Origin of the sequence: Enterococcus sp. 125944 (assembly GCF_051909435.1) — a bacterium.
Lineage (GTDB): Bacteria > Bacillota > Bacilli > Lactobacillales > Enterococcaceae > Enterococcus_D > Enterococcus_D gallinarum.
The window spans coordinates 37,699-63,696 of the sequence record NZ_JBQASY010000005.1; the positions used below are offsets into that span (position 1 = coordinate 37,699).

21 protein-coding genes are annotated in these 25,998 nt (G+C 42.0%); all 21 read right to left on the reverse strand.

The window, feature by feature from the left end; genetic code table 11:
* Positions 1-459 carry a low molecular weight protein-tyrosine-phosphatase gene (locus ACTFWY_RS06025; protein ID WP_060813234.1) on the reverse strand — a complete coding sequence of 153 codons (459 nt, stop codon included), beginning with the start codon at positions 457-459 and terminating at the stop codon, positions 1-3.
* A 2-nt stretch (positions 460-461) separates the two neighbouring features.
* Positions 462-1,031: a TetR/AcrR family transcriptional regulator gene (locus ACTFWY_RS06030; RefSeq protein ID WP_005470091.1), complete on the reverse strand. Its 570-nt coding sequence runs from the start codon at positions 1,029-1,031 to the stop codon at positions 462-464.
* A 174-nt stretch (positions 1,032-1,205) separates the two neighbouring features.
* The gene (locus ACTFWY_RS06035) at positions 1,206-2,663 is read right to left on the reverse strand and encodes a helix-turn-helix domain-containing protein (RefSeq protein ID WP_257602011.1); all 1,458 of its coding nucleotides are present in this window, start codon (positions 2,661-2,663) and stop codon (positions 1,206-1,208) included.
* Positions 2,641-3,132, reverse strand: a complete 492-nt coding sequence (locus ACTFWY_RS06040; protein WP_347083040.1) for a hypothetical protein — start codon at positions 3,130-3,132, stop codon at positions 2,641-2,643. Before ACTFWY_RS06040 ends, ACTFWY_RS06035 begins: the two co-directional genes overlap by 23 nt.
* A 41-nt stretch (positions 3,133-3,173) precedes the next feature.
* Complete coding sequence (locus ACTFWY_RS06045; RefSeq protein ID WP_439926661.1) at positions 3,174-3,974, reverse strand: class A sortase; 801 nt, start codon at positions 3,972-3,974, stop codon at positions 3,174-3,176.
* Complete coding sequence (locus ACTFWY_RS06050; RefSeq protein ID WP_409534082.1) at positions 3,961-5,025, reverse strand: DUF916 and DUF3324 domain-containing protein; 1,065 nt, start codon at positions 5,023-5,025, stop codon at positions 3,961-3,963. The genes ACTFWY_RS06045 and ACTFWY_RS06050 overlap by 14 nt, the downstream gene beginning before the upstream one ends.
* Before the next feature lie 71 nt (positions 5,026-5,096).
* The gene (locus ACTFWY_RS06055; protein ID WP_409534081.1) at positions 5,097-5,840 is read right to left on the reverse strand and encodes a WxL domain-containing protein; all 744 of its coding nucleotides are present in this window, start codon (positions 5,838-5,840) and stop codon (positions 5,097-5,099) included.
* A 13-nt stretch (positions 5,841-5,853) separates the two neighbouring features.
* Positions 5,854-6,651, reverse strand: a complete 798-nt coding sequence (locus ACTFWY_RS06060) for a WxL domain-containing protein (protein ID WP_138371288.1) — start codon at positions 6,649-6,651, stop codon at positions 5,854-5,856.
* A 14-nt stretch (positions 6,652-6,665) separates the two neighbouring features.
* Complete coding sequence (locus ACTFWY_RS06065; protein WP_156247558.1) at positions 6,666-7,379, reverse strand: WxL domain-containing protein; 714 nt, start codon at positions 7,377-7,379, stop codon at positions 6,666-6,668.
* Positions 7,339-7,677 carry a hypothetical protein gene (locus ACTFWY_RS06070; protein ID WP_060813242.1) on the reverse strand — a complete coding sequence of 113 codons (339 nt, stop codon included), beginning with the start codon at positions 7,675-7,677 and terminating at the stop codon, positions 7,339-7,341. The genes ACTFWY_RS06065 and ACTFWY_RS06070 overlap by 41 nt, the downstream gene beginning before the upstream one ends.
* 17 nt (positions 7,678-7,694) lie before the next feature.
* Positions 7,695-12,623 carry a hypothetical protein gene (locus ACTFWY_RS06075; protein WP_439926660.1) on the reverse strand — a complete coding sequence of 1,643 codons (4,929 nt, stop codon included), beginning with the start codon at positions 12,621-12,623 and terminating at the stop codon, positions 7,695-7,697.
* A gap of 623 nt (positions 12,624-13,246) precedes the next feature.
* Positions 13,247-14,212, reverse strand: coding sequence for a LacI family DNA-binding transcriptional regulator (locus ACTFWY_RS06080; RefSeq protein WP_003128108.1), 966 nt, complete (start codon positions 14,210-14,212; stop codon positions 13,247-13,249).
* 12 nt (positions 14,213-14,224) lie between these two features.
* Entirely contained in the window at positions 14,225-17,506 is a 3,282-nt protein-coding gene (locus ACTFWY_RS06085) for a GH36-type glycosyl hydrolase domain-containing protein (protein ID WP_096710889.1), read from the reverse strand.
* Positions 17,507-17,522: 16 nt separating this feature from the next.
* Complete coding sequence (locus ACTFWY_RS06090; RefSeq protein WP_439926658.1) at positions 17,523-19,673, reverse strand: glycoside hydrolase family 3 N-terminal domain-containing protein; 2,151 nt, start codon at positions 19,671-19,673, stop codon at positions 17,523-17,525.
* Between the two features lie 13 nt (positions 19,674-19,686).
* Positions 19,687-20,454, reverse strand: coding sequence for an endonuclease/exonuclease/phosphatase family protein (locus ACTFWY_RS06095; protein WP_003128105.1), 768 nt, complete (start codon positions 20,452-20,454; stop codon positions 19,687-19,689).
* A gap of 4 nt (positions 20,455-20,458) precedes the next feature.
* Positions 20,459-21,382 (reverse strand): acetylxylan esterase, encoded by a 924-nt coding sequence (locus ACTFWY_RS06100; protein ID WP_005470078.1) that lies wholly within the window; start codon positions 21,380-21,382, stop codon positions 20,459-20,461.
* Positions 21,369-21,977 (reverse strand): DUF624 domain-containing protein, encoded by a 609-nt coding sequence (locus ACTFWY_RS06105; protein ID WP_003128102.1) that lies wholly within the window; start codon positions 21,975-21,977, stop codon positions 21,369-21,371. Before ACTFWY_RS06105 ends, ACTFWY_RS06100 begins: the two co-directional genes overlap by 14 nt.
* Before the next feature lie 106 nt (positions 21,978-22,083).
* A complete protein-coding gene (locus ACTFWY_RS06110; protein ID WP_040013641.1) occupies positions 22,084-22,380 on the reverse strand; it encodes a hypothetical protein in 297 nt (98 codons plus the stop codon).
* 15 nt (positions 22,381-22,395) lie between these two features.
* A complete protein-coding gene (locus tag ACTFWY_RS06115; RefSeq protein ID WP_096710888.1) occupies positions 22,396-23,997 on the reverse strand; it encodes a sugar ABC transporter substrate-binding protein in 1,602 nt (533 codons plus the stop codon).
* 14 nt (positions 23,998-24,011) lie between these two features.
* Positions 24,012-24,893: a carbohydrate ABC transporter permease gene (locus ACTFWY_RS06120; RefSeq protein ID WP_021150594.1), complete on the reverse strand. Its 882-nt coding sequence runs from the start codon at positions 24,891-24,893 to the stop codon at positions 24,012-24,014.
* Positions 24,894-24,906: 13 nt separating this feature from the next.
* The gene (locus ACTFWY_RS06125) at positions 24,907-25,818 is read right to left on the reverse strand and encodes an ABC transporter permease (RefSeq protein WP_005470074.1); all 912 of its coding nucleotides are present in this window, start codon (positions 25,816-25,818) and stop codon (positions 24,907-24,909) included.
* Positions 25,819-25,998: the final 180 nt, after the last annotated feature.

Below are 25,998 nucleotides of genomic sequence, written 5' to 3' on the forward strand. Positions count from 1 at the left end.
TTATTGGGCAGCATTTTTTATTTTTTCTATCCAAAGGGGCAGTCCTGCTTGAATCAAGCGGTATGTTTGGTTGAAATCTCCTGTGTAATAAGGATCTGGAATATCTTCTCCCTCTCCAGGAACGACACTTAAGTACGTGTAAAGCTTATGCTGCGTACCTGCTGGAGCCATTGCTGACAGGTCCTCATAATTGTTACGATCCATGCCAATGATCCAGTCATAGGTTTCAAAATCCTCAGAAGTGATCTTGCGGGAAACCATGTTCTGCCAAGAAATCCCCGCATCTGCTAATAGTTGACGAGTTCCTTGATGAGGCGGATTACCCGCTTCCCATGAACTAGTGGCTGCTGAATCGATCTGCCAAGGCAATTGACGTTCTGCTATTGCTTGCTTGAAAAGCCCTTCTGCCATCGGTGAACGACAAATATTTCCTAAACAGACAAATAAAACTTTCGTCATGATTATTGCTCCTCTTTTTGATAAATTTGATAAGAAAAAAATTCCACATCTTTTGCCAAGCGAAAGAGTTGGGTCGCGATTTCTAATGGCATTTCCGGAAAATCATCACGAATCCAAGTTTCTAAGATTCCACTACAGCCATAAGAAAAGAAACGGCTGTAAAAAGCAATGTCTTGTTGCGACAATTGTTGCTCTTCATCGACTTCATCAAACAAGCGCTGAAATAACGGCTCCGTAATTTGATAAAACTCACTCATCAGAATATCTCGGTCATAAGTAACAGATTTCCGATAGAAGGTTCCGTTTTGCCGCATCGCCTTCAACATTTTCAAAGCTGCTTCTTCCCAATTATCTAGCGAAATGTTTTCAGATGTTAGATAAATCAGCGCATCTGTTTTGTAGATCCAACGAATCAATGCTTTTTTATCCGGGAAATGATAATAAAAGGTTTGTCGATTGATCTGCGCCTTCTCAGCCAACTCTTGAATGCTGATTTTGTTTAATTCTTTTGTCTCACAAAGTTCAACGAATGTTTGACCAATGACTGCTTTGGTTTGATTCCCTTCTGCCATGGTACACCTCTTTTTCAAATTCTCTCCTTATCATACCAAATTTCCAACTAAAAAAGTATTCTTGCAGAAAAAATCCCAGCTATTTCACTAGCTGGGATCAAAAAAAGAGCTGAAAACAATTTCAGCTCTTTTTTTAATGATGCAATCCTTCACGTCCCAATCGGTTGGGTGAACTTATTTCTCAAGTTTTTTTTTCAAAAATTCTCTGCGGATGCCCACGACTTTCTCGGTAAAGTTGACCCAATCCACTGGACGCGGCGGCGCCAGCCACAAAATATGATTGATCCCCATTGCCCCATAAAAAGGCATGTTTGAAAGAGTCAGATGAGTCTTTTCATCCGGAAAACTTTGAAACTGAATATTCAAATCGAGAATCTTTTCAATATTGTTGCGAATCATTTGATTATACGAACGACCATAGGAGAAATCGACACATACATAGAGAGGAACAGATATTTCTTTTAATGGTATCGTTGAGATCAATAAAATCAGATAGCGAAAGAATAAGAATTCCTTATTGTTCCACAAAATTGGTCGATTCCGGTTGGCTTCAAGGTAGTTCCGACAAAAAGCCACATATTCAGGGTATGTTTCCAAAAAGTAGGTGACGTCCAAATGCTGATACTCACATCGCGAACTGAAAGAAAAAGAAAGCAGTTGGTAATGAATGCTCGTCAATTCAGTTGTAAGTAATGCCAGAAGTTCTTGTGAAAGAGTGAAACGTCCACTAAGTTCTGTATAGAAATGTTCATTTAATTGCGTGATGTAATGATTTTGATCAATGTAACGGTCATTTTCTATTAACCAGCCTTCAACGATCAAGAAACGCAATATTTCCCGCGCTTCCCGCTCTAACGTAGCAAGACTCGCCATAGGAACGATCTTAGACAACCACGTCTTCAGCTCTTCAATGATCCGTAAGTGTTCTGCATTAATCAATCCGTCTTCGACGGTATTTTGCAGGAAATGACCATTGCACATTCGGGTAATAATGATTCCTAAGTATTGTTCTTTGCGGATCTTCATTCGAGCAGATTGCTGTGGATTCAACCAGCCTTGACTATTAAGCATATCGAATGTCTTTCTTTTCGTCTCGATTTCTTTCGGAAAAACCGATTGATTCAAATAGTATTCTTTCATAAAAAACAATAAGATGAATTCTCTTATTTCATTTTCTTCACCGGTCAATCGAAATTCCTTTGTCACCTCAATGTCATAGTCGTTAAGGATCTGCTTGAATTGTTTAAATTCCTTATAGACAGGCGTATGGCTCAAAAAATGGTTCGTAGCGAATTCATAAAGTGAAGAAAGCTGTTCAAAAAAACACTCTTTCAGCATGGAAAATTTCAAGGACTGGTCTAAATAGTAGGTCAAAACTGTATCAGAGGTTGCCAGACCCGAAGCATTTAATTTGATCACTGTCCCATCAGTCACAATGCCAAATTCGTCATCCAAGCCAAATTCATAGAAGTCTGTATTTAATTCTTGAACGGTTTTGTTGATCAGAAATTCGGACATTGTCAGATTATCCATCAATGTCTCTTTTGTCTCGGATAAAGAAACCGCATTTTCCAAATATTGAAGCAGCACCAATTTTCGCTTATCCGCTTTATTCAAAAATGTCAAAAACATGCGTTTTCAGGCCTCCATCATTCTTTTGCCCATAAAGGACACTTCCGGTAAATAAATAGCACAAGCTCGTGAGATAAGACGGCTTGTCGTTGCCATCACCATCTGAATCATCATCTGGCATCGCTAGGTCGACCGACAGACTATTTGCAAGGAAGATATCTTCGACCGTCACGCGTTTTGCCAGCTGCTTGCCATCAGCCAAAAACGGTTTTTCTATATTCGACAATGGCTGTACCTTTTGATTGTTCTCTTTTGATTCGGGTTCTTCCTTAGGCGATGCTGGCTCTTCTGTTTTTGGTGCCTTCTTATCGACAGGCGGCTCGTTTATTTCCGGAGGATCTTTCGGAACGATTTCTTCTGAAGGATTTAACGGATTGTAAATGGTAGCGAATACGACCTGTTCTGTGACCAGATCGATCATTCCGATAATAATACAGGCTCCTAAAACAAAGCCAAATTTGCGTTTCATTGATCATTTCACCGCCTTAAAATAGTTGTATCTGGAATCAATCACTTGTATCTGTCCCCACGCGCCATCAATCGATGGGCATACCAGAGACACCCGCACATAATTAGGAGAAACAGGAGAAGAAAGAACCAGCTTTTTCTTACTTGCCGCTGCCAAATCTGTTTTTGATACTGCCTGCTCTTCCACTGCTGACTCTTTTCAACGGTTTTCTCTGATTGCTCCGCATTTTTTGAAAGCGTTAAGGTCGGCTTTGCCGAAATTACCAATCGCTCATCTGTCCTAGAAGGTGTAGGACAAGTGATCAATGTTAAAAGGGGCTGCTGATTTTCAATCACTGTTAAATCTGTTTCATTGACTTGCTTGACTTCGTCAATCGTATAGGTTTGCGTTTGGTCTAAATAAGTGACACTCACTTCCATGCCGGTTTCAGCTTGCTTCAACAAACCGAACAATAAACTTTGTCTGCCTAAATGATGGCCTAAGATCACAAAGTTATCTTGGGTCAGCGTTCGCTTTGGAAACATCACAACACCGCCTTGCAGCAGCTGTTGATTCGTCAGTTCTACCAAAAGAGGTTGCTGAAATTGGAGCGCTTCAATCGATACGAATCCATAGGCAGTCAATTCCGCTGGTTGAGGCGTAAGGACATCTTCCATCGTTGGAATCTGAATCTGCTCTTCTTCCATAAATTCATCAGGTAATTGATCTGATACGATCAATTGCTTTTGTCCTAACTGGATCCCGATAAGATTTTCTTTGAGAAAAGGGAGAGAGAGAAAAATGAACCCGCAAAGAATCAGTCCATCGATCATCACTTTCCAAAACCAGTTACTCTGCTTCATTCTTTTTCTTTCGGCGATACCAAATAATCAGAAATGCAATGATCAATAAGAGCAAACCAATCAAAAGATACAGCCATGTGTTTTCTTCTTCAATGGTGACATCTTTTCGATTGAGATCCCGCGCAACATCACCAGCTACTGTAAACTCTTTTTCAAATTCCCATTTGTATAAATATGTTTCTTCTTCATCGCCATTCTTGACTTTATACTGTCCTTCATCATTTTTTCCGCTGTAGGCAACAGATTTCAATACGTACGTACCTGCTTCAAGCTTTTGGCCTTCCAATGAGATGGGGTAGGAGAAATGGGAATTCGGTGCCATCTGCATACCAGAAGTATCAGAAGAATAGCGGCTGTCGCTTTGACCTTTTTTAGTGACTTCGTTGATCAAGCGAAATGAATTCAAATAGGTAGCTGTCGGATTTTGTAAAGTCACATTGATTACATTGCGGGCATTCACTTGACTTGGTTCGACGGCTAACAAATTCAAATCTGGAACGACTTCATCCGTTGTTTGACGCAGCAAAATCGCGACGACATAAGCATATTCATTTTTGATAGCTAATCCTTGCTCCTCGGACTGATCAGAGGATTCTTCCTGCTTTTCTTTTAATGTCAAGCCCCCGGAAATCATGCCTGTAAAAGATTCTGAAGGCATGCTTATTTTTAAAGGCACTGTCACTTGAGACTGTTTAGGAATGGTGATGGTCTCTGCAACGTCTACCAAATCTTTCAAATTGTGCTTTAAGGTTTCATCAGGTTCGATATCATTCTGACCGTATTCAACAACACCGTTTAGATTGGTCGTTGCGGAAGCGATCTTAGGTTCGATTATCACGTCTTTATCCGTATCATTTCTTAATTGAACCTCCACCGTTTGAACAGAGCCTGGCGACATCTTCAAATCAAAATAAGTTTTAGATTTGTCTATTTGGTTCTCTGGTATGACTGGATTTACTGCAAAATTGAATTCAGAGGCCATGCCCTTTACCGAAATAAACAAGAAAAGACTTGCCAAAATCAGCGTAACGAGCTGTTTACTTTTTTTCATGATGAATTTTTTCCTCTCTATCTATGTATCGCCCTTAAATGTCAAAATCATACACCTAAGGGCGCTGACTGCTATGGATTTGTTGGTGTATCTGTTAGCAACCAGGTAAATGTGGTACTGTATTTCGCGGCATATTTCGTTGTTGAGCCTGGTACTTCTAATTCAATACTATCTACGGCTGCAGATAAACTGTCGCCCCAGCTCATGAGATAAGTACCGGCCCCTTCCCCTTCTTGGGCACTCATAACTAATGATTCAGCACCATTGGGATTCAATGTAATCGCGCTTTTAAAATTAGAAGGTTTTGGTGATTCCGATGGGGTAACGATCGTACCGTTATTCAAGCGAATTTGAGCTGCTTTTAATTCTTGGTCTTCTGCCGTTTTAAACTGACTATTTTGTTTGACATGCAATGTCCAGCCACTTTCCGTTCCCCGGTTGTCTGTGACTTGCACAAAATTCGGTCCTTCTTGCTCCGCACCTGCTGCATCCACATATTTTTGCAATGCAGCATGGTAGATCTCCGTTTTTGAAGTGATTTTTTGCGTGCCAAAATACAAACTGGAGGCAAAATCGATCGATAACGGCCCATTGGTTCCTGGTTCAGGTTTGCCATCTGGTGTTGTTGGATCGACTGGTTTGATTGGATTTTCTGGATCTGGGTCTGTTGGACTAATTGGATCCGTTGGCTCTGTATTTGGTTCAAAGACGATTTGTCCATTTGAATGATAAGCTGCCACTTCTGCTGCCTGAGCAGTGATCGGTATTGTCAATCCCAATCCTACGAATGCTACTGCGGTTACTAATTTTTTCATTTTTTTCTCCTTCTTATACTTCATTTCCTGGTGTATCTGATAATGTCCAAGTCAGCGTTGTTTCATAGCTGACCGCGTCTTTTGGCGTGTTGCCAGGTACGGTTAATGAGATCGCTTTAGTGATCGCTGATTCAACTTCTTGACCATTGCTGTCATTTTCTCTCACTGTTTCGACAGCTCCCCAAGCGTTGACCCAAGTTCCCGCACCAGATTGAGCAGCGGCTGTCATCACGATTGCTTCAGAACCGCTCGCATCTAATGTGATCGTCTCCGTTGGAACCGGTGCAGTCACCCCTAGCGCATTGGATTTTACAGCAGGTTCCGTTAATTTAATGACTGAACCTGTTAATTCTTGATTTAATGTGTTCTCATTTTTGAATTGACCATTTTGTTTTACAGTCAGACGCCAGCCAGCATTATTTCCCCGATTATCTGTGACTTGTACATAATTTGCTGTTTTCAACATTGCTGCCGTCCCATCATCGTTCAAGTATGTTTGTGCTCGAGCGTAATAAGTTTCATTTTTATTCGAGATTTTATTGACCCCAAAATCCAAACTTGACGCATAATCGATCGATAATGGCCCGTTTGTTCCTGGATTCGGCCCATCTGGATCCGTTGGGTCGACAGGATTCACTGGCTTTTCTGGATCAGGATTTTCCGGATTGACGGGATTTGTAGGATCGGTATTAGGGATAAAATCAACCGCCCCATTTGACCGATAAGCCGCTGTTTCTGCTGCGGACACATTCACTGCCCCCACAGTAATGCCTAAAGCAATTCCCACTCCTACGAATGCTCTTTTTTTCATTTTTCTACTCCTTCTTATTCAGTCCCTGGTACATTTTTGAGGTTCCAAGTCAACGTTGTTCGATATTCTTTGGCTAACTTCACGGAACGACCAGGAACGTTTAATTTTACAGCTGCCGCTCCTTCTGATGCATCAGCACCAAACCGATAGATCCAAGTCCCCATCCCCTTGCCTACTGGAGCATTCACCAAGTTCATTTCACTATCAGGGACAAATGTATGGTTCTCCACCACAGTTGGTGCGTAGTGCATATCTGTCACGGAAATCGCTGTTCCGTAAGAAATTGACAATGAAGCACCTTCTAGCACTTCATTCTGTGCTGTCTTAAATTGACCGTTCTGTATGACGCTAAGAGACCAGCCTTCTTGAGTCCCCCGTTTATCTGTGACTTGCACATAATTCGGTCCTGCTGAACCTGAAGTGAATTCTTGTAGCTTTGCGTAGTAATCCATTGTTTCTGATGTGATCTTTTGATTACCAAATTGAAAACTGGAGGCAAAATCAATTGACAATGGACCGGCTGTCCCTAGATTTGGCCCATCTGGGTCTGTTGGATCGACCGGGTCAACCGGTTTTTCAGGATCGGTAGGATCCACTGGTTTAGTAGGATCATTATCCGCTTCAAAAGTGATTGCTCCATTTGATGTATACTCTGCTGCAACTGCAGTAGTCTGCAAGAATGCTGAACTAATGAGGACGATACCCGCTGTTAATAAAATCTTTTTCATTTCGTATGCTCCTTTTTGATAAAATAACTAGTGCTGCCAACAAACAAGCTCCCCCTGTGAGTTGAATGGTACTGTAATAATCAGAACCTGTTGCTGGCAAGATTTGATTCCCTCGATGGTCGAATTGTTGATTTCCCGGTACTTTTACCGGTGGTTCTGGATTTTCTGCCGGATACTCATAAACGCCATAAAATGACGTTACTCCATTGCTGTCATATGCGCCTATCTCAGCAGCTAAGGTAGTTGCAGAAAACAAGAATAACCAGCCGAGCATACTTCCAATAATGATTTTTTTCATCTTTCCTCTCCTGCCATTTATGGATTTCCAGGGGCAGATACTAGTTGCCAAGATAATGTTCCGCTATATTCGCCTATTTTTTGCTTTTCTACCGGAACAACTAATTTAAGACCTTTATTCGCTGTTTCTCCCCAATCTTGATTCACATGATAGTCGCCGTTTTCTGTCAGTTCCGTCTCTTCAACGATAATTTCCCCATTTGTTAGTAATTGCTCTTCCCCATTTTTTACAAAGAACAACGTATTTTCTAAATGATCTGTCCCATTACTCAAGCTCTGCTGTTCTTTCACAGTGAGCCGCCAAGGACTTCGTTCAGATCCTCGTGTATCTTTGACAATCAAATCTCCTTGAATGTCAGGCCAATACGTTTGAGTGGTGGTAGTGATTTTTTGTGCCCCAAAATCGATAGTTGTCGGTACACTGCTCAAGGTCAACTCACCAGCGATCGCCACATTCACTGTTTTTTCAGCTGTTTGCCCATTTTCGGTGTAATGATACGTAGTTGTGACATTTTTTAGCAGCTCTTCTTCGCTTGTTTGCTGGATCGATTCGAGTGCTTCTGGTGCAACTTGCGGCAACTGCTCGTCTCGACCATCAGCAAAAATCGTTGCGGCTTCCGTATATGCTGCTAAATCAGCTTGATTCGTGATAGCCGTTGCTTCCCCTAAAGTCAAGCGGCTATCTTTGGCAAAGACAGCGAATTGCCGATTGCTTGCCAAGGCACTCTCATTTTTCACGACTACCAGATTGACTGCTTGTTCTACAGATGATTGATTTGCTGCTCCTGCTTTGAATGAAACAAGATGCTTGCGAGAAGTTGCTGACCCCAATGGTTTTTGAATCTCTGCTATTACTTCTTCCGTCAGACTATCTGTAAAGAATGGGCGTCCTTGTGCCTGCAAATAGTCCAATGCATCTTCTTTAGTGAGGTTCTCAGCTTCTTGTTCTGTAATGATTGCGTTCTGAGCACGAAGTTCAGCTTGATTCGAGTAAGAAACCTTCACTTGATAGCTGTATTCACCATCGGGAATCTGCCAATTGACTGGATCTGAAGACGATTGTTCTGGGATTGTTTCTGTCGCACTAGCAACTTTGCTTGACTGGATCTGTCCAGCATAAAACCAAGAACCTGTATTCTGGGTTTCTGGTGTAAAGGTCAGTGTCGGTAAATTTGACCCAGTATATGGAATAAGCAGCCGCCCTTTTTGAACCTGGATGCCAGCAATATCTGTTCCCCATGCTTGAATCACAAGTGGCGCATTATTTTCTTTAACGCCTGTCACGTCATGAGTAATTGAACCTTGCCCATCAGCGATACCGGGCATTTCGACTTCATAGTCGATCACTGAACCAGGAATCGCAATTCCGTAGCCATTGACTCCCGTCACATCATTGTCCCCAATGAATGTTTTACCAGTCGCTTTTTCGATGCCGCTAAAAGTGATTGGCGTGATCGGCGTCGCATTGTTTGCAACTGGATTGATAGTCAATACTTGGTAGCTTGTGACTTCTCCAAACCAAGTGCCCTGACTTTTTACTCGTGCTGCAGCATCATTCTCCGTATTTTTGATCCAAGTCAAATGATCTTTTTTTGAATCTGGCACTTCAAAATCGGAAAGATTGATCCGACCAGTACCCGGAGGAGATTCAATGGTTGCCTCATCTTCGATGGTTAACTTACTGCCTGAAATCATGTTGTTTGCTGAAGAAATTCCAATACCGGCATTTTTCGACAGCTGGATCGTCCCAAACTGGTGATAAGTCGTACTATGATTGGCCGCTGTAGCTGAGCGCCCATTTTTGATATCCCCACCGGTAGCCATCAATGTCAATCCGTTAGTCACAGTTAATTCGGTAAAATTCACGAGACCTAATCCTGTCATAGATATGGGCTCATCTTGGTAAGCATTGGTTCCATCTACATTCTCGCCAAAAATCATTTTGACTTGATTGGTGCTGTTAGTAACGATTGCATTGGTGAAATTGTCCGTTGCATTTCCGCCAGAGATCCCATTGATACTTTTCGCCCCTTGAATACGCATCTCTACATCGCGCAAAATCTGATTAGAGGAAATATTCGAGTAATAGGTGGTATATAAATTACCAATACTGGAATCTTCCGCTTGAATGTTCATCATGATCTTGCCGCTTCTCGTATTGCTAGCAGTTCGGCCGCCATCCCCATAAATCGTGGCACCGTTCAAGACATCCGATCCTGGTTTTGTATAGATGTTCAGCGTAATCGTATTGGATGTATCTGTTCCGACAATATTTGTACTGTTGAATGGATTTCCACCTGAAATATTGGTCCCGCTAGGCAGCTTAAACTCACCGTCATAATTTCTTAAATCCAATGTTAAACTTGCATTTCCCAACAGTCTGCCATTGTTAGTCACACCACCAGAAAAACCATTAGAGCCAGTTCGTGGGGTACCAGAAAAGTTCCCGCCGAAAATCCGATTATTCGAATTTCCGTTGATCGTATGAGAACTGGCAACACCATAGGATGCTCCCATTGAGGCGTTGATCACTCCATCGTAAACCGTTACTGCTACATCGCCACCGATCAGAAGATCGTCCCAACCGCCGCCAGACAAGAACCAATCCACTTGTCCGTTATTGACCGTCGTTTCACCATTACCATAGACTCTTCTACCGGTATAGCCAGTACCTTCAAGGGTGTCTACGATCCCTGAGTTCAATGTATTCGATGCATTTCCTTCAATAACTCCAGAGAAAGAGCCGCCATAGGTCCAGCGAGCAACCGTATTATTTAGAATTGTTTTAGTATTCCCTTTGATATAGATGTCCCAGGCAGTTCCTGGATAGCCGCCACCCCCGACAATATCCCAGCCAGATAGTTCCCCTCGATTTTTGGTTGTTGTGGAATAAGCAAGGTTGGTCGGTTTTGATCCTTTATAAGCAATACCGTCTCCACCTGGACTGCCATCTGCTGTAATCGACCCCACTTCAATCGTGGTATTCCCATCAATATAACCGCCGCGACCTGCAGCTGTAGTATATGTTGCACCATTTGAAAAAGAACCGCTGACCAGATGGGAGGTAATATTGCCGTATACTTTGAAACTTGCTCCCGCTTCTGCTAATTGAGCCCGTTGTGCGGGAGTATAATTGTCGTAAGTCGTTGTATTCGAAGCTCCCATCGAACTTTGTGAGAGCGTGCTGACATTGTTCCCGCCGCCGCCATTGAAATCACCGATCCCACCGACACTAGCGCTAGGACCCGCTTTGACCGTATTTACGATGTTTCCATTGATTGTGCCAGAGTATCGATTACCACCTTCAAAAGTTGCCCGGCCTGTAGAATAGAGACTCGAATCAAGATTCGTTACGATGGCATCTTTAGCAGGTTCCGAGCCAATATTTCCATAATAGGAACCGCCGATAAAACGATTGGCTGTCCCAGTCCAGCCTCCACTACCGGAAACAGTGCTGTTGATTCTACCGTCGATCGTTCCATACTGAACCCCTCCGACAAACGTTCCCAACCGAAAATTGGCATTTTCTGTAGCAATCGTCGTTTCAACATTCCCAGTCACATTGGCTGCATTTGTAGCACTTGATCCAACACCACCGCCATAATAGTTTGTCAATGTGCCATTCAATTGCTTGATCGCTACTTTTGTATTGCCATCGATCGTTCCAACATTGGCTCCCCCTGCAATGGTACTTATCCCAGAGACGGTATTGTTTACGTTGATCGTTACATTCCCCTTCAACGTTCCGCCGCTTTGGTTGCCCCCATAAATATTCCAAGTACCTGAACCCGTGTTATTCACATGGATCGTCGGATTGCCTTCCAGATCCCCACTGTTTGTGCCACCATATATCGTAAAGCCATTTCCAACGGCACCCCCATTGAGGAAAAGACTGTGCCCGTTCATGTAAATCGTCGATCCCCTATAGTCGATATTGCGAAACACGATATCCGAGCCAAAATAATTATTCGTTGAGAAATCAACCCGTCGACTGCCTGAAGCCAATGTTGTCGCATCTGTGATGGGATCGTTAGCATGACCAGTTAATATCAAGCGACTAACTTTCCCTTGTAATGCATAAAACGTGATATTGCTACTGTCTACTGTGCTTGGTATTGTTTTGGCTGTCAGATCAGCCGGTAAAGTCAAGGTACCCCCTGATCCGACATACAAAGCAAACTCACCGCCATTGCCATTTTGATACATATCAAACAAGGCTTGCCGAAAGCCATCGACACTATTTGCATACTCAGCGTAAGTTTCCCCATCGCCTGCAGGACTTGGAACGGCAACAAGTCGTGAAGGATCTGCACTTGCAATAATATCTTTGATGGACAGGTCTACTAAGGAACCGCTAGACCGGACACTCACGCCCTGTTTAAAAACTGCTAGCAGGATCTGATCATGATCTAGGTCCACGTTTTGCAATGCTTCATTACTATAAATTTTTCCTTCTAGCTGCCAGCCTTCAAAGGATGCCGGATTTTTAAAGGAAGGAATGTCCGTTGCTGTAAGACGTTCCCCTTTTTTCTTGCTGATTTGAAGGCTTGTTTCTCCTGTTTCCAACAAACGCCCTTCAGCACTTTTGAAGGTTATCGTCAGTTCTTCTGACTCTTGTGAAGAACTAGTAACAGATTCTTGGGAATGAGATTCAGATGCTGAATGTGCTGGCGATTCATCCGATTCTGCTGTTTCAGTCGCTTCAGATGTTTCGTTTGTTTCGTTATCCTGACTTGCGGTACCTTCACTGCTTTCACTGCTACTTTCTCTGTTACTCGTGATACTTTCCTTATTATCTATATCGCTAAGCTTTTCTAACTCGTTTAAAGTATCCGTTGTTTCACTTTTTTGCGCGATACTTTCTGCATGTGCAACTACCTCTGTATATGAAAAACAAGGAGAAGATACTAATAGAAAAACAAGAAAATTGGTTAAAAAACGATTCACTTTATCCCTCCTGACTGAGTGAAAATGAGTAAAATATTGCGCAATACACGCATTATGCTATCCATAGTCTATATCCAAATAAAAAAAGGATTATAATTTTTTTTTCATCCATTCCAAAATTATGATTATAAATTGACATCCTAACCGCTTGTTTCTTCTCATTTTTGGCCTTGTCAGGCAGTTTGTTTGACATTTACTTGAAATGCTTGGAAAGGATAAATTTAGAGTTAATTTCACCTAGCATACTAAAAAAACGTAAGAGTTCAAGAGATATAATTAGAATAAGATTATAAAAATCACATAATAAAGCAATCTTTACCACTGAAAAATTAATCTATTATCCGAATTATTTGTACTTGATGCCCCTATATAGAAATCGCTAACATCATTTATATTTCATAGAATTAATAATGTTATAACGAATAATAATTCACTGTATTTTCTAAAATAAAATAACTCAAAGTATAATAACCGAAAAAAAATTTATAATTTTTTCTAAACAACATTAGAAAAATAATACAATCATAAAAAATAAAATAACTATTAATCTAATTTAACAGCATGTATTTTTATTTCCGTGCGCAAAAAAAGCACCAAACAGTCCTCTGTTTGGTGCTTCATTTTCAATTATTTGGAAAAGAACGTCCATCAATAAATGTTGTATAGATATGCTCGTCCTCTACTTGCTCTCCTTGAATCGATTTGACGATTTTCTCTGAAGCAATCATTCCCCAACGATGCTTCGAGTAAGAAATTGTCGACAACCGCGGCTGTATAAACGCCCCTAATTCTGTATTGTCAAAACCAATGATGCGGATATCTTCTCCGATTTTTAAGTCTGTTTTACGTACATACTTATAAACCCCGATGGCCATTTCATCGTTTAAGGCAAAGATATCGATTGGTCTTAGCGGATTTTTTGCTAAAATTTCTTCTGCTCCCCGATACCCTGAGGGTTCAGTAAAATCACCAGCTATTACATCATAGGAAATGCCAAATCGGGTAAGCTCTTTGATACTGGCTTCTAACCGTTCTTGACTATCATAACTTTTTTCAGGACCAGCAAGTAAAAAGACATGTTGGCTGCCACCTGAAATCAATTTATCAATAGCCAGTGCCGCACCACCTTTATTATCCAAAAGGACTTGATGGATATTTTCATGATCGAGGATCCGATCTAGTACAACGATTTGATGTCCCCGCTGAGCATACCGCTCAATTTCCTCTGAAGGAAAAGTCCAATCTAAAATGATGGCTCCATCGATCATACGCTCTGGTATAAACAAATGGGATTTTTTGCCGCTGCAAACAATCATTTCGTAACCAAAAGTCTCGAGACTTTTTTTAATCCCGTCTAGCAACTCTCCATAGAAACTCCCCGCGTAGTCTGCGAGGTACACGCCAATGATGTTCGTTTGTCTGCGCTTCAGTGTACGAGCAGCCATGTTCGGAACATAATTCAAGTCACGAGCAATCGCTTGGATACGGGCGCGCGTCTCCTCCGTCACTTTAGGGCTGCCGTTCAAAGCATAGGATACAGTGGAAATAGACACACCGGCTTTTTTAGCAATATCTTTGATCCCTACCATGGCTCCTCCTTTCTATCGATAAATATCGATATGATTTATTTCCTTATTGAACAACGGCAGCACTGCTGATTTGTCTAAACAAAAGGCCCCTTTTCGATAGCTGTTTTCTGCTAGTGTATAGTCTACCGGTTGGCCATTGATCAATACCTGTTCTTTTGACGCTTCGTGAAAATGGATCTTAACCGGTTGATCAAAGACCCGGTAGGTCATCGTTAAGTCAGATAACTCAGTTGGCAAGACAGGATCAAGGAACAAATCATCTGCCATTTCGCGAATGCCCAAGACATTGCTGATCAATTGATTCAAATAGATACCTGGTCCGCTGGAGTACACGCGCCAACCGCCTTTTACACCGACGCTTCCATCTCTAAGTTTACCAAAATTCTCTTGGGCTTCAAGCCTTGTTTTGAAATCGCCGTCAGAGCTGCTGAAATAGACATTGGCTTGTCGCAGTTCTGCATTTGGCACGCGTTCTTGCAACTGAATAGGATTGATGACCCCTAAAGCATGCCAAGTTTCTTCTTTTTGTCCCAATTTGGCCATTGCTTCAGTAAAACGGATGTGGGCATGAACATATTGCAACCCGATTTCCCGACCAAAGTTCGCTGCTTGCTCTGCACGTTTGAAATTCGTACTGACCCCACCATGATAAGCCGCTGGACGATTCATCAAGCGAACGCCATCTGGATGTTGCAAGTGTTCTTTGATGATGCCTAAATGGTGCTCGGCTTCGTCCGGAGAAAGTAATTCACCGATCATGCTTTGCTGCATCGGCAACAATCGGTACTGAATCCCTGTCTTTTTGTCTTCTGGATGGATCATCAATTCCACATGTTCAGGGTCTTCCATATAAACAAATCCTGGGATGGTTCCTGAGGACAAAATGTATTTATCAAAATCTGTACGAATGCCGCTGACGATGGTTTGTAAATGATCAGCATAATTTGGATCATAGTCTTTCAGCTGTGCCGCTAGTTTCTTCATCACTTCATAAGTTAATGCAACTGTCCAACTGCTGGCCATCTGCTTTTTCAATTTGCTATTGTTTGGCTGCAGGGTATCATCCCAGTCCCCATCCCCATAACATGAAAGATACGTACCTTCCAAGAAATTCGCTTCGATATATGCAATCTCTTTCTGTAAATGATCATAAAGAGAAGCAGTTTGACTTGTCTTTAAGAACGTTTCGCGATCTGTATAAGGTATTTGCGTTTCTAAAATCGCGAAGTCCTTCGTTTTTTCCAAGTAATCGCTGACGACTTTCATTGGCCACACAATCACATCTCCATGACTTTCGTCGGCTTTTTGTTTTTCGTAGCGGTCAAACATAAACCATTGCGGCCAATTGCCATCGTCGGCAAATTGATTGGCAAAGAGGTGTTTGATGATCGACGCAACGATCTCTGGACGATTGACTGCTAAGAAAAATTCTGTTGGTCCTTGTGAGACATCTCTGGTCCCCCAAGCAGCACCGCCATACTGTTCCAAACCATGAGGAGACAAATAATGGACCAGCATGTTGTGCGTGTACCACCGAGAGAGCAAATTAAGAGTTTGGACTTCTGCTTGGTCATGGGTCAATTCAAATTGATTCAGCAGTGAATCAATGAACGTCACATATTTTGCTTCTTCTTGCTGCTTAGAAGACGCTTGTTCTCGGTAAGGATCTCCGGTCAACGTTCCTTGAATCTTAAGGGTAACTTCTGACTGATCCGCAAATGTCAGAACAGTTAGTGCGCCATCACTGTTTTCTTGTAAGAACAAGGAATCATCTGTCACATCAAAAGGCTGATCCGCCTGCAGATAATAAGTTAATTCTGGATACGCTTCTTTTACTGGTGACATAGTCCCGCTTGTGATCACTACTTGCTGCTCTTTTTTCACAACCGCTGTCGGTGCTTCTTCATCTGGTCCCATCAAAAACTGGTTGCTGATGGCCCATGAATAAGCCTTTTTGCTATGGATCGTCGTTCGGATCTCACGGCTGTCAAGCAGTGTATACGTCGTGACCGTGATCAAATCATCTGCTGTTTTGTAATACCACGTTGCAGAGTTCAGCCCCATCTCGAACGCAGATGGCATCGTCAATAAGCGCCACGTATCCTGTTCTTTCAAGTAGATCCGCTGTCCTGATCGTTTCATGACATTCAACGCATTACGGCTGTTACTCAATAATTTATTCATTGACGTATTCCCTAGAACGATCTGCGAATTGAAAATACCATACATATAAACCGTCGTACTAAGCAACGGCTGATCTACCACTAGATCACTGCCACTCAGCAATATATGCCCATGAGCCCGTTCCACGGCACTTTCTTTTTCCTTCAACACAACGTGACGGTAGTTTTCGGTAAAAAATGAATACATTTGGCCATCGATTCGTTCCATTGCTTCCTGTTTTGGAAATAGCGCGGAAATATCTGCTTCTGACAAGGTCTCTCCAGTCAATGCTGCTCCGAGTTGTTTTGCCGGAAGTAGCTGTGTCGTCAATGACTCAAAAGTCAATTTTTGAAACTGTTCCTTCAGAGAAGGGCGGTCGAATTGCGGACCGGATACTGCTTGTGGCTGATCTGCCTTGACAGCACTATAAAAAATGACTTCTGTTGTTTCGTCAGATAGCTGATAAGACTCGGACTGCAAAGCAATGTAGGCAAATTCATATTGATACACTTCATTCGCTAATGTTTCGTGCGCTAAGGCTTGCGCCAAATTAGTCACCTTGTATGTTCTGCCAAAAAATTGATACCCATCTGTTGAATAACTCCGCAAGGGTTGGAAACTTCCTTGTTCGACTAATGGAAATTTGCCGGATTGCGGTTGATTTTGACGAGAAGAGACGACGATCGTTCCGTTATCCTGAGTCACGTGGTGATCCAGATATTGAGAAACATACGCTTCATTGGACTGAACTGCTCCTTTTAGTGCATTGCCTATATCTTGACCATAAATGATATCTGCTTTTCCAGAACCCGTTAACTGGATTCGCCAAAACCAGCAATCTTCTGCCAGTTGCAAGTCCACTTGATAATGAACGTCCAAAAACTCTCCTGACCAAGACAACTGCTGTTGGGAATACCCAAACTTACTGGCTGAATTAGAACCGACCATCGGTGTCCAACGAATCCCTTCTGATGTATAGACTCGCAGATACAATTGATTCAAACTGCCGTCTAACGGATTGCCATTTAGTTGATTGATCATCATGCCATTGCTATCTATTTCATACAGATCCCCGGTTTTCAAAAATCTCAGGCGTGTCTGATTCTTTTCAAGAGTAATATATTGTGTCATATAAACCTTCCTATCCTTATCTTACGAATTTGAATGTAGCCATCTGCAGATCGCGACTGTTGCTGCCGACCATGGCTTGGAATGTGCCAGCATCACTGGATGTTTCCTGATTGCTGTGGACGTAACGCAACATATCTTCCGTAATTGAAAAAGTTACTTCTTTGGTTTCCCCTGGTTCTAACCATACTTTTTGGAATCCTTTTAATTCTTTGATTGGTCGGACAACTTCACCAACGAGGTCTCGCAGATATAACTGGACGGTTTCTTCACCAGCAAAGTCGCTATTATTCTTGATCTGAAGGGATACTGTCAGTGTCTCTTCAGCAGACAGTTGTGATTTATCTAAACTTAACTCACTATACTGAGCCTCGTGATAGCTCAAACCGAAACCAAAAGGATATTTTGCATAGTTGGAGACATCCAAATATTTCGAGACATATTTTTCATCAGGTGCACTTTCATAAGGACGACCGGTAGTTTCAGTATTGTAATAAACAGGTACTTGACCGACTGTTTCTGGGAAAGACATACTCAAACGGCCGCTTGGATTGTATTGTCCCCATAAAAGATTTGCTAATGCGTGACCACCTTCTGTTCCAGGGAACCATGCTTCAACGATGGCTTTTGCTTCATCAATGCCTTGAAGATCTAATGGACGACCATTATACAAGGTCACAACGAGTTGCTCATTGACTGCCTGCAATTGTTTGAATAATGCTAACTGCGCTTCAGGCAAGCGAATATCGCTGCGGCTCGCTGCTTCTCCGCTCATCCAGTCTTGTTCACCTAGTGCGAGAACCACTTTATCTGCTTGTTTAGCTAATGTAACAGCTTCATTGATCGCTGCTTCTGTTGGCGCAAAATAATCGAATGGTTCTTTTCCATAAAGAATGTTCTCTGAAACTGCTTTGCTCCCTTCGATCAATGAAACGGCTTCTTCTTGTTTCCCTTGCCATGACCATGCACCTAAAATATCTTTAGAGTGAGCCGCTGGTCCAATGATCGCGACCGTCTCCGTTGATTTAAATGGTAAGATGTTCTCATTCTTCAATAAAACCATTGATTTTTGAGCGATTTCTCTCGCGGCTGTTCGATGTTCTTGCGAAAGTACGACCCTAGCTTCAGCAGCTTCATCTGCCCCACGATGAGGATTTTCAAAAAGACCAAGATCATTTTTAAGGGTCAAGATCCGCAATACTGCTTCATCCAATAACTCTTCCGCAACAGCGCCTTCTTCGATCAATTCTTTCAAATAATCGTTGTAGCAAGTCGTCATCATTTCAATATCGACGCCTGCTTTGATCGCTAATTCTGCCGCCTGTTTCTCATCCTCTGCTGCGCCATGGGCAATGATTTCTTTGACCGCACCCCAGTCAGAGATCACTACGCCATCAAAACCAAATTCTTTTCGCAACACATCACGGAACAACCAGCGATTCGCTGTAGCCGGAATCCCATCTACCGTATTAAAGGAAGTCATCACCAATTTTGCCCCAGCTGCTAGTGCGGCTTGGTAGCCTGGTAAGTAACTTTCCCGCAATTGACGCTCAGACATATTGACTGTGTTGTAATCACGACCGCCAATTGCTGCGCCATACGCCGCAAAATGCTTCACACAAGCGGCGACCCGTTCAAAATCATTGGTCAAATCTTCTCCTTGGTAGCCTTTCACGAAAGCCTCCGCAAGGCGACTGTTCAAGTAGGGATCTTCTCCGGTAGATTCCATCACTCGTCCCCAACGAGGGTCTCGGACTAAGTCCACCATTGGCGAGAACATCACATGGAGCCCAGACACAGCGGCTTCTCTAGCTGAAATTTCGGCCATTTGTTCCGCAGCATTCAGATCCCACGAACTACCTAGAGCCAATGGAATCGGGAAGATTGTTCGAAACCCATGGATAATATCTGCCATTAGAATCGTCGGGATCTGCAGGCGATTGTTTTTGATGTATTCTTGTTGTACTCGGATCGCTTCTTTGGCACCGGAAACGCCTAGCGTTGTTCCAGCGTTGTTGATGGTTTCTTGGGTCAGTCCCAGATCACTCATCGGTCCGGTTTTTTCTTCCGCTTTGTCTGAATAAAACGCAGCAGCCAGTTGCAATAATTGATCGATTTTTTCATCGATAGTCATTTGTTCAAGTAAGTGCGTCAATTTTGTCTTTTCCATTTTTGTTCCACCTTTATCGTTCATCGAATCGGAGATCTGCTTCCAACGGGAAATGATCGGAAGGAAACCGTCCGTCACAAGAATCCGTCAAACACCCGGTTTTAATGATTCGAAATCCTTTAGTATAAATATAATCAATTTCTTCTAACTGGTTCCATGGGAGTTGATAGTCAAAATTTTGATAGGAACCTCTGGGACCGTAATGTCCTTTTTCATTTTGTTCTTTTGCGTTAACAAAAATCGTTTGCAGGGATTCATGGACGCGTTCAACTGCTTCTGCATTGAGATCCCCCATTAGTAAAACGGGTAAAGCGGCGATTTTATCCGCTAACCGTTCCAAGATGACTTTCATCCCTTCAAAACGGGCGATTTCTGAAATATTGTCCAGATGCGTATCGATGACTAAAAAGTCATGTCCTTTTCTATCTCTTAGTACCGTCCACAAACACAGACGCAAGTATTCCGCTTCTGGATGAATACTTGGCACATCAGGTGTCAGAGATAACCAAAATGAGCCTGAATCTACTTTAGAAAACATCGTCTTCTTATAATAGATCCCGATACCTTCTCCTGTTCCATCGCCGTCTCGTTCAGCAGTTACCGACTCGTAATCAGTCAATCTTGCTAAATCAGCGACTTGCGTCGGCCGGACTTCTTGTACGCACAAAATATCCCAATCATGATAATCGATCAATGCCAATACTTTGTCCGCACGATAAGACCATTGCCACTCTTTATCGTAATCCGTATCCACACGTAAATTGTAAGTTGCCACTTTCATTTCTTCATATCCTTTTTAACAATTTTTGGATCTGTTGCATTTCTTTTCGAATCTGTTTGGCTTCACCGCCGCCATGCCCTTTGTTTAAATACACAGTTAATTGTTTTGGGGTTGAGATTCGATGGTAACTGACAAAAAAATCGGTCATTGGGCAGATAGGATCCTGGCTCCCTACTGAAGCAAAGACAGGGCCAGTGATTTTTGCTGCCAGATTTTTCAAATCATAGTAGGCCATTTGGTAATAGATGGTCTCCTTGCTATCTGGAAAGGTATCAATATATTCTTGCATCACATGATAGCTCCCAGTTCTGCTTTCGATGCGGTGAGAAATATTCGAGTGACTAGGAACATCTGCAAAAGTCGCAAAGATTGGCGTTTCAGCCAGCGCATTGACAATTAATGCAATCCCGCCGCCTTGTGACCCGCCTCTTAAAATCACTCGTTCAGAATCAATCTCCGGCAGCTCTGCTGCGACCTCTAGCAGGCGAAGACTATCTGCAATCATGCGTTTCATATAAAAATCTTCTTTTTTTAAAATTCCTCGACCAAACGGTGCCTCATGTTGCGTCGTTTCATAAGGATGTGTATCTTTCGTACGGCCGCCTTGCCCGCGATTATCGATCACCAAGCAGGCACAATCAATCAATGCCCAGTGGGCAAACTGAAAGGGTTCCTGTAGGTGATTCATATAACCTAAATAATCGATGACGATTGGAAGTTGGCTCTTATTTTTCGGAACTAAAAGATAGCCGTAAATCGTTTCATTGTATAAACTTTGGAAATTGACCTGATAGACATCGATTCCTGTCAGCAATGCTGGTTGTTGCTTTCGTTCAAACGCTAATGGAATCTGTTTGATTTCTTGTTTGACTTGTCGCCAAAAACGGTCGATTTCCTCCTGAGATGGTTCATTTCTAATTGATTTCATTGACGTCACCCTCTTTTGCCCACACCTTATGAAAGAACAGTACTTGCAGATAAGCGAATCCTGAAATACCTAAACATACGAATAAGAAAGAATTGATCTTATTCAGCAATAGAAATACGAATACTGGAATCACTAGCAAGATGATCGCATTTGCGGTACTACTCAACACCGCATAGGCAGTTTCGTGTGCGGTTTGTTTGACTGTGGAAGAAAACAAACAAAACAGTAGGACAAACACCGTCAAGAATAAACCAGCTAAACTGCTGAGTATCACTGCCAACACCCCAAGATAAGTGGTGATTCCCATCAATCCATAAATGATCGCCGCGGTGACAGCAACATACCCCACGATGATCCCTTCAAGTACGATTCCACGTTTGATATTTGCTAGAAAAGCTCGACTATACCGTTGCCAAACTGGAACATCTTTTTCTTGGTAAAGCTGATCGATGGTTTGATACAAGGCGATCAAGGCTGGTCCTGTCAGTACAATCGTGACCGCAGGAACAAGGAACAAAAAACTTAATAGGATCATATCCGCGGCAAAGGAAAAGACACGATAGTACCATCCTTCATAAGAGAAAATTTGTTTCATCTCCACTCACCTGCTCCCTTTCTAGTTTCAATCCTACTGATTTCTTGTTGTTTTCTTACTCATCTCTTGTTTATTATCCTTTTGCTAAAGTAGTAAAAAGATCCTTTTACATATACTTTTGTTGGTACATTTCTACATCTGCTCGTCTACACTGCGCTTCGCCTACAGTTGCTTCTAGGCTGGCGCCAAGAAGAACTTGCATGTCTTGCTTTGTAAGCCAATCGCAGTGTTTCAAAGCACCGAGTAGGTACTTTTCTACATCTGCTCGTCTACACTGCGCTTCGCCTACAGTTGCTTCTAGGCTGGCGCCAAGAAGAACTTGCATGTCTTGCTTTGTAAGCCAATCGCAGTGTTTCAAAGCAAAAAGAGGAAAGGTCGTTGGGTCTCGCTTTCCTCTTTTCATCCTTTCTATAACTGATTATTTAAGTTTTTCGCGGTTTTCTGCCATTTTTTCAGATTTGACTTCTTTGATTGCATCCCAATTGTTGGAATCTAAGAAACTTTCAAAATCAGACAGTGTTGAATCAAACGTTTTTTCATCTTTTGAACGAATCAAGGAGATGACTGTGCTATTTAGTTTTGTTTTGATCGAATTATTGGAACGAGCTTCTGCAGTCCCAGCATCTGGATCTGTGTTCTCAATAACAAAGTGCGGATAAAGTTTTCCTTCACCCCATTCTTGCATTTGGGTTAATGCGCTCTCTGTTTCTACTTTCAATGCATTGACACGGTCATTGTTGAAGTAGTTGAAGCGACTGATACCATATTTCTTGTTGTACCCTTCGTTATCTGTTTTCTCCATTTCTTTTACTTCAGGTAAGTAATCGATTTTGCCTTCGTCATTGTATTCATAAGTGACGCCTTCAACACCGAATTTCGTCAAGATTTGTCCTGGTTCATCGATCAAGTAAGTGAATAGTTGAGTGACTTTTGCTGGATCGACTGCATCTTTTGTGATGTAGTTGATCAACCAGCCTGAGATACCGGTTTGATTCAATGTTGGTTTCCGGCCTGATGTGCTGGCTGGTCCATCAATAGCAATATAGCGAGTATCAGAATTCTTCATAAATTCAGTAAAGTTGCCGCCTTGACCACTAGTTCCTGCAACAAGCATCGTTGCATATTTCCCTTGTTTTACTTTTTCATCATAGGTCGGACCGTCATCTGTAAAGCTGTCATCACTGATGTTGCCTTCACGGTATACTTTGTTGAATGTTTTCAACCAATTGATATATTCTTCATCTAAGTTGCGGTCATAGTAATTACCAGATTCATCTTCTAATGGAACACCTAAGAAGTCTTGTAATTTATCTAAGAAAGGACCTGCTGTGTCACCGACAGTCGTGAAGCCCATTGGGGTTAGATCAGGATATTTCTCTTTGATTTGATCCATTACTTTGACAAAATTTTCTGGTTTAGAAATGTCTGGTTTGCCAAGTGCTTCATAGACATCTTCACGAATGACGAAGTTATCATTTACCGGAATATTGCCGCTTTCATAATCGGCTGCTGTATTCGAATAGTTTGGATAGCCATATGTTTTGCCATCGTCTAATGCAAACCAATTGAAGGTATCTTCTGTTACGACATTCAATAGGTAAGGATCATATTTTTTCGCTAGATCATTCAATGAGTAAGCCCAGCTATCTGCTTTAGTGGCTGCTTGACTGGTTTTGTCCATCAATGTCACGATGTCTGGCATATCGCCACTTGAAATAAGTGCATTCAACTTCGAGTCGTCTCCGGAAATAAATTCGATATCGATATTTAAATCTTTCTTGATCTGTGCGGTGGTAACATCTTCCCCAAAAGGTAATGCCGTCCAGTCTGAGTTGATGTACCAAGTGATTTTAGTTGGTTCTTTTTTGGTATCAAGTTTCCATGCTGGTGTTTTCTCATCAAGCTCATAACGATCTTTGATCGAAAAATCTGAGCTGCTAGCGTCATTCGAGCTGCCGCCACATGCTGCTAAGCTAAGTAATGCTGTTGCTGCCAATAAACTGCCTAATACTTTTTTCATACTGATCCCTCTTTCTATTCTTTTACCGCACCGGCCATCATACCGCCGATGAAGTGTTTTTGAAGTAATGGATAGATAATCAAAATTGGTACAGTCGTGATAACGATAGTAGCCAATTGCACCCCGCGGGTCGTTGCCTGCACGACAAAGTCGGTACTACCGCTTTCGGTCATCGTGCTTAAGTTGGACTGCACAATGATTTCATAGATCTTCATTTGCAGCGGATAGAGATATTCTTTGGTGATGTACAATTTTGTGGTCATAAAGTCGTTCCATTGTCCGACACCATTGAACAATATGATGGTAGCTAATGCTGGTTTCGTTAATGGTAGGAAAATCTTGTAAAAAATTTGAAATTCGCTGGCCCCATCGATTTTCGCCGATTCTTCCAAAGAAGGAGGAATCTCACGGAAAAAGTTCATCAAGATAACGACGTCATAATAGCTGAATAACGCTGGAATGATATAGACCCAAAATGAATCTAATAACCCTAACGATTTGATCAGCAAATAGGTTGGGATCATCCCCCCGCCGAAGTACATCGTAATGACTCCTAGCGTGGTGTAGATATTCCGGCCGATCAGCCGTGATTTACTGAGTCCGTATGCCACAACGGCACAAAACAGTGTATGTGTCACTGCCCCGATCAATGTTTTCAGTACAGAGATCAAAAATGCCCGTGGGATACTGTCATCGGAAAATACTTTCCGGTAATTCTCCCAAGTAAATCCCCGCGGCCATAAAACGAGACCGTTTTCAGCCAACCCTGAACTAGAAGATACCGATGAGACTAAGATATTCCAGATTGGAATAATGATCAGCAGCGAAAACAGAACGAGGATCACTGTGTTAAAGAAATAAAACCATTTGTTCTCTTGTGTTCTTCTTTTTATCACTTGGTCACCCCTCCTATAAGATAACTGAATTGCCATTGTTCAATTTGCGTGTCACACGATCGGTGATGACTAGAAGAATGACAGAAATGATTGCTATTCCCAAGCCAACCGCTGTTGCATATGAGAAATCGCCTTGTGTCAGACCCATTTTATAAACGAATGAGTTGATGACTTCCGATTTGTTTTGGTTTTGTGAATTCATCAAAACCAATGTCTGGTCTAAATTAGATCCTAAGATGCCGCTCACATTTAGGATCAGATTCAATGAAATGATCGGCGTCAAAAGTGGTAATGTGATTGTCCGAATCTGCGTCAACTTGGTGGCGCCATCGATTCTGGCCGCTTCATAAAAAGTTGGATCGATACGAGACATTCCTGCAAGATATAAAATCGTTCCCCATCCTACTTCTTTCCAAAGGTCAGATAAAACAGCGATCCACCAATATTTATCAGGATCCAACAAATGATTGACACCTTTATCCATCATTCCTAAAGACATCAGGACTTGGTTGATAAACCCATTGGTCGACAACCATGAAATCATCATACCGCCTAGGACAATCCAAGAAAAAAAGTGAGGGATATACGAAACGGTTTGAATAAATTTCTTCAATTTTCCGTCCCGCATCTCAAAAATCATAATGGCGAGAATAATTGGAATCGCAAAGCCTAAGCCTAACTTCATCATACTGATTGCTAACGTATTCCCAACTGCTTCCCAGAAAAAACTGTCGTGTAAAATAATTCGGAAATTCTCTAACCCTACCCATGGTGCAGAGGAAATCGTATCAATGACCGTATAATTCTTAAAAGCAATAATGATTCCATAAATTGGAATATAATTAAATACGATCATGAATGCCACGCCTGGTAGTACCATCCAATGCAGTTGCCGCTGCCGGTATATCTCTTTCAGCTTACTCATACGCAAAAACCCTTTCTGTTATCGTCTCAACGCTCATCCTATCTTTTTCTTTTTAGTGAAACGTTTCTACGAGTTGATTATAAATCGCGCTAGAAAGAAATGCAAGCCTTTACATCATTAAAGTTTTATCATTTTTCATTATCTCATTTTTAATGACTTACATATCCTTTAAAGATATTT

Bases quoted from the DNA above. Each gene is read 5' to 3' on its own strand.
- ACTFWY_RS06125 (WP_005470074.1), bottom strand. From the start codon at position 25,818: ATGAGTAAGCTGAAAGAGATATACCGGCAGCGGCAACTGCATTGGATG.
- ACTFWY_RS06045 (WP_439926661.1), bottom strand. From the start codon at position 3,974: ATGAAGCAGAGTAACTGGTTTTGGAAAGTGATGATCGATGGACTGATT.
- ACTFWY_RS06115 (WP_096710888.1), bottom strand. From the start codon at position 23,997: ATGAAAAAAGTATTAGGCAGTTTATTGGCAGCAACAGCATTACTTAGC.
- ACTFWY_RS06060 (WP_138371288.1), bottom strand. From the start codon at position 6,651: ATGAAAAAAAGAGCATTCGTAGGAGTGGGAATTGCTTTAGGCATTACT.
- ACTFWY_RS06030 (WP_005470091.1), bottom strand. From the start codon at position 1,031: ATGGCAGAAGGGAATCAAACCAAAGCAGTCATTGGTCAAACATTCGTT.
- ACTFWY_RS06035 (WP_257602011.1), bottom strand. From the start codon at position 2,663: ATGTTTTTGACATTTTTGAATAAAGCGGATAAGCGAAAATTGGTGCTG.
- ACTFWY_RS06050 (WP_409534082.1), bottom strand. From the start codon at position 5,025: ATGAAAAAAAGTAAACAGCTCGTTACGCTGATTTTGGCAAGTCTTTTC.
- ACTFWY_RS06085 (WP_096710889.1), bottom strand. From the start codon at position 17,506: ATGACACAATATATTACTCTTGAAAAGAATCAGACACGCCTGAGATTT.
- ACTFWY_RS06025 (WP_060813234.1), bottom strand. From the start codon at position 459: ATGACGAAAGTTTTATTTGTCTGTTTAGGAAATATTTGTCGTTCACCG.
- ACTFWY_RS06070 (WP_060813242.1), bottom strand. From the start codon at position 7,677: ATGAAAAAAATCATTATTGGAAGTATGCTCGGCTGGTTATTCTTGTTT.
- ACTFWY_RS06110 (WP_040013641.1), bottom strand. From the start codon at position 22,380: ATGAAAAGAGGAAAGCGAGACCCAACGACCTTTCCTCTTTTTGCTTTG.
- ACTFWY_RS06040 (WP_347083040.1), bottom strand. From the start codon at position 3,132: ATGAAACGCAAATTTGGCTTTGTTTTAGGAGCCTGTATTATTATCGGA.
- ACTFWY_RS06055 (WP_409534081.1), bottom strand. From the start codon at position 5,840: ATGAAAAAATTAGTAACCGCAGTAGCATTCGTAGGATTGGGATTGACA.
- ACTFWY_RS06095 (WP_003128105.1), bottom strand. From the start codon at position 20,454: ATGAAAGTGGCAACTTACAATTTACGTGTGGATACGGATTACGATAAA.
- ACTFWY_RS06080 (WP_003128108.1), bottom strand. From the start codon at position 14,212: ATGGTAGGGATCAAAGATATTGCTAAAAAAGCCGGTGTGTCTATTTCC.
- ACTFWY_RS06105 (WP_003128102.1), bottom strand. From the start codon at position 21,977: ATGAAACAAATTTTCTCTTATGAAGGATGGTACTATCGTGTCTTTTCC.
- ACTFWY_RS06100 (WP_005470078.1), bottom strand. From the start codon at position 21,382: ATGAAATCAATTAGAAATGAACCATCTCAGGAGGAAATCGACCGTTTT.
- ACTFWY_RS06065 (WP_156247558.1), bottom strand. From the start codon at position 7,379: ATGAAAAAGATTTTATTAACAGCGGGTATCGTCCTCATTAGTTCAGCA.
- ACTFWY_RS06090 (WP_439926658.1), bottom strand. From the start codon at position 19,673: ATGGAAAAGACAAAATTGACGCACTTACTTGAACAAATGACTATCGAT.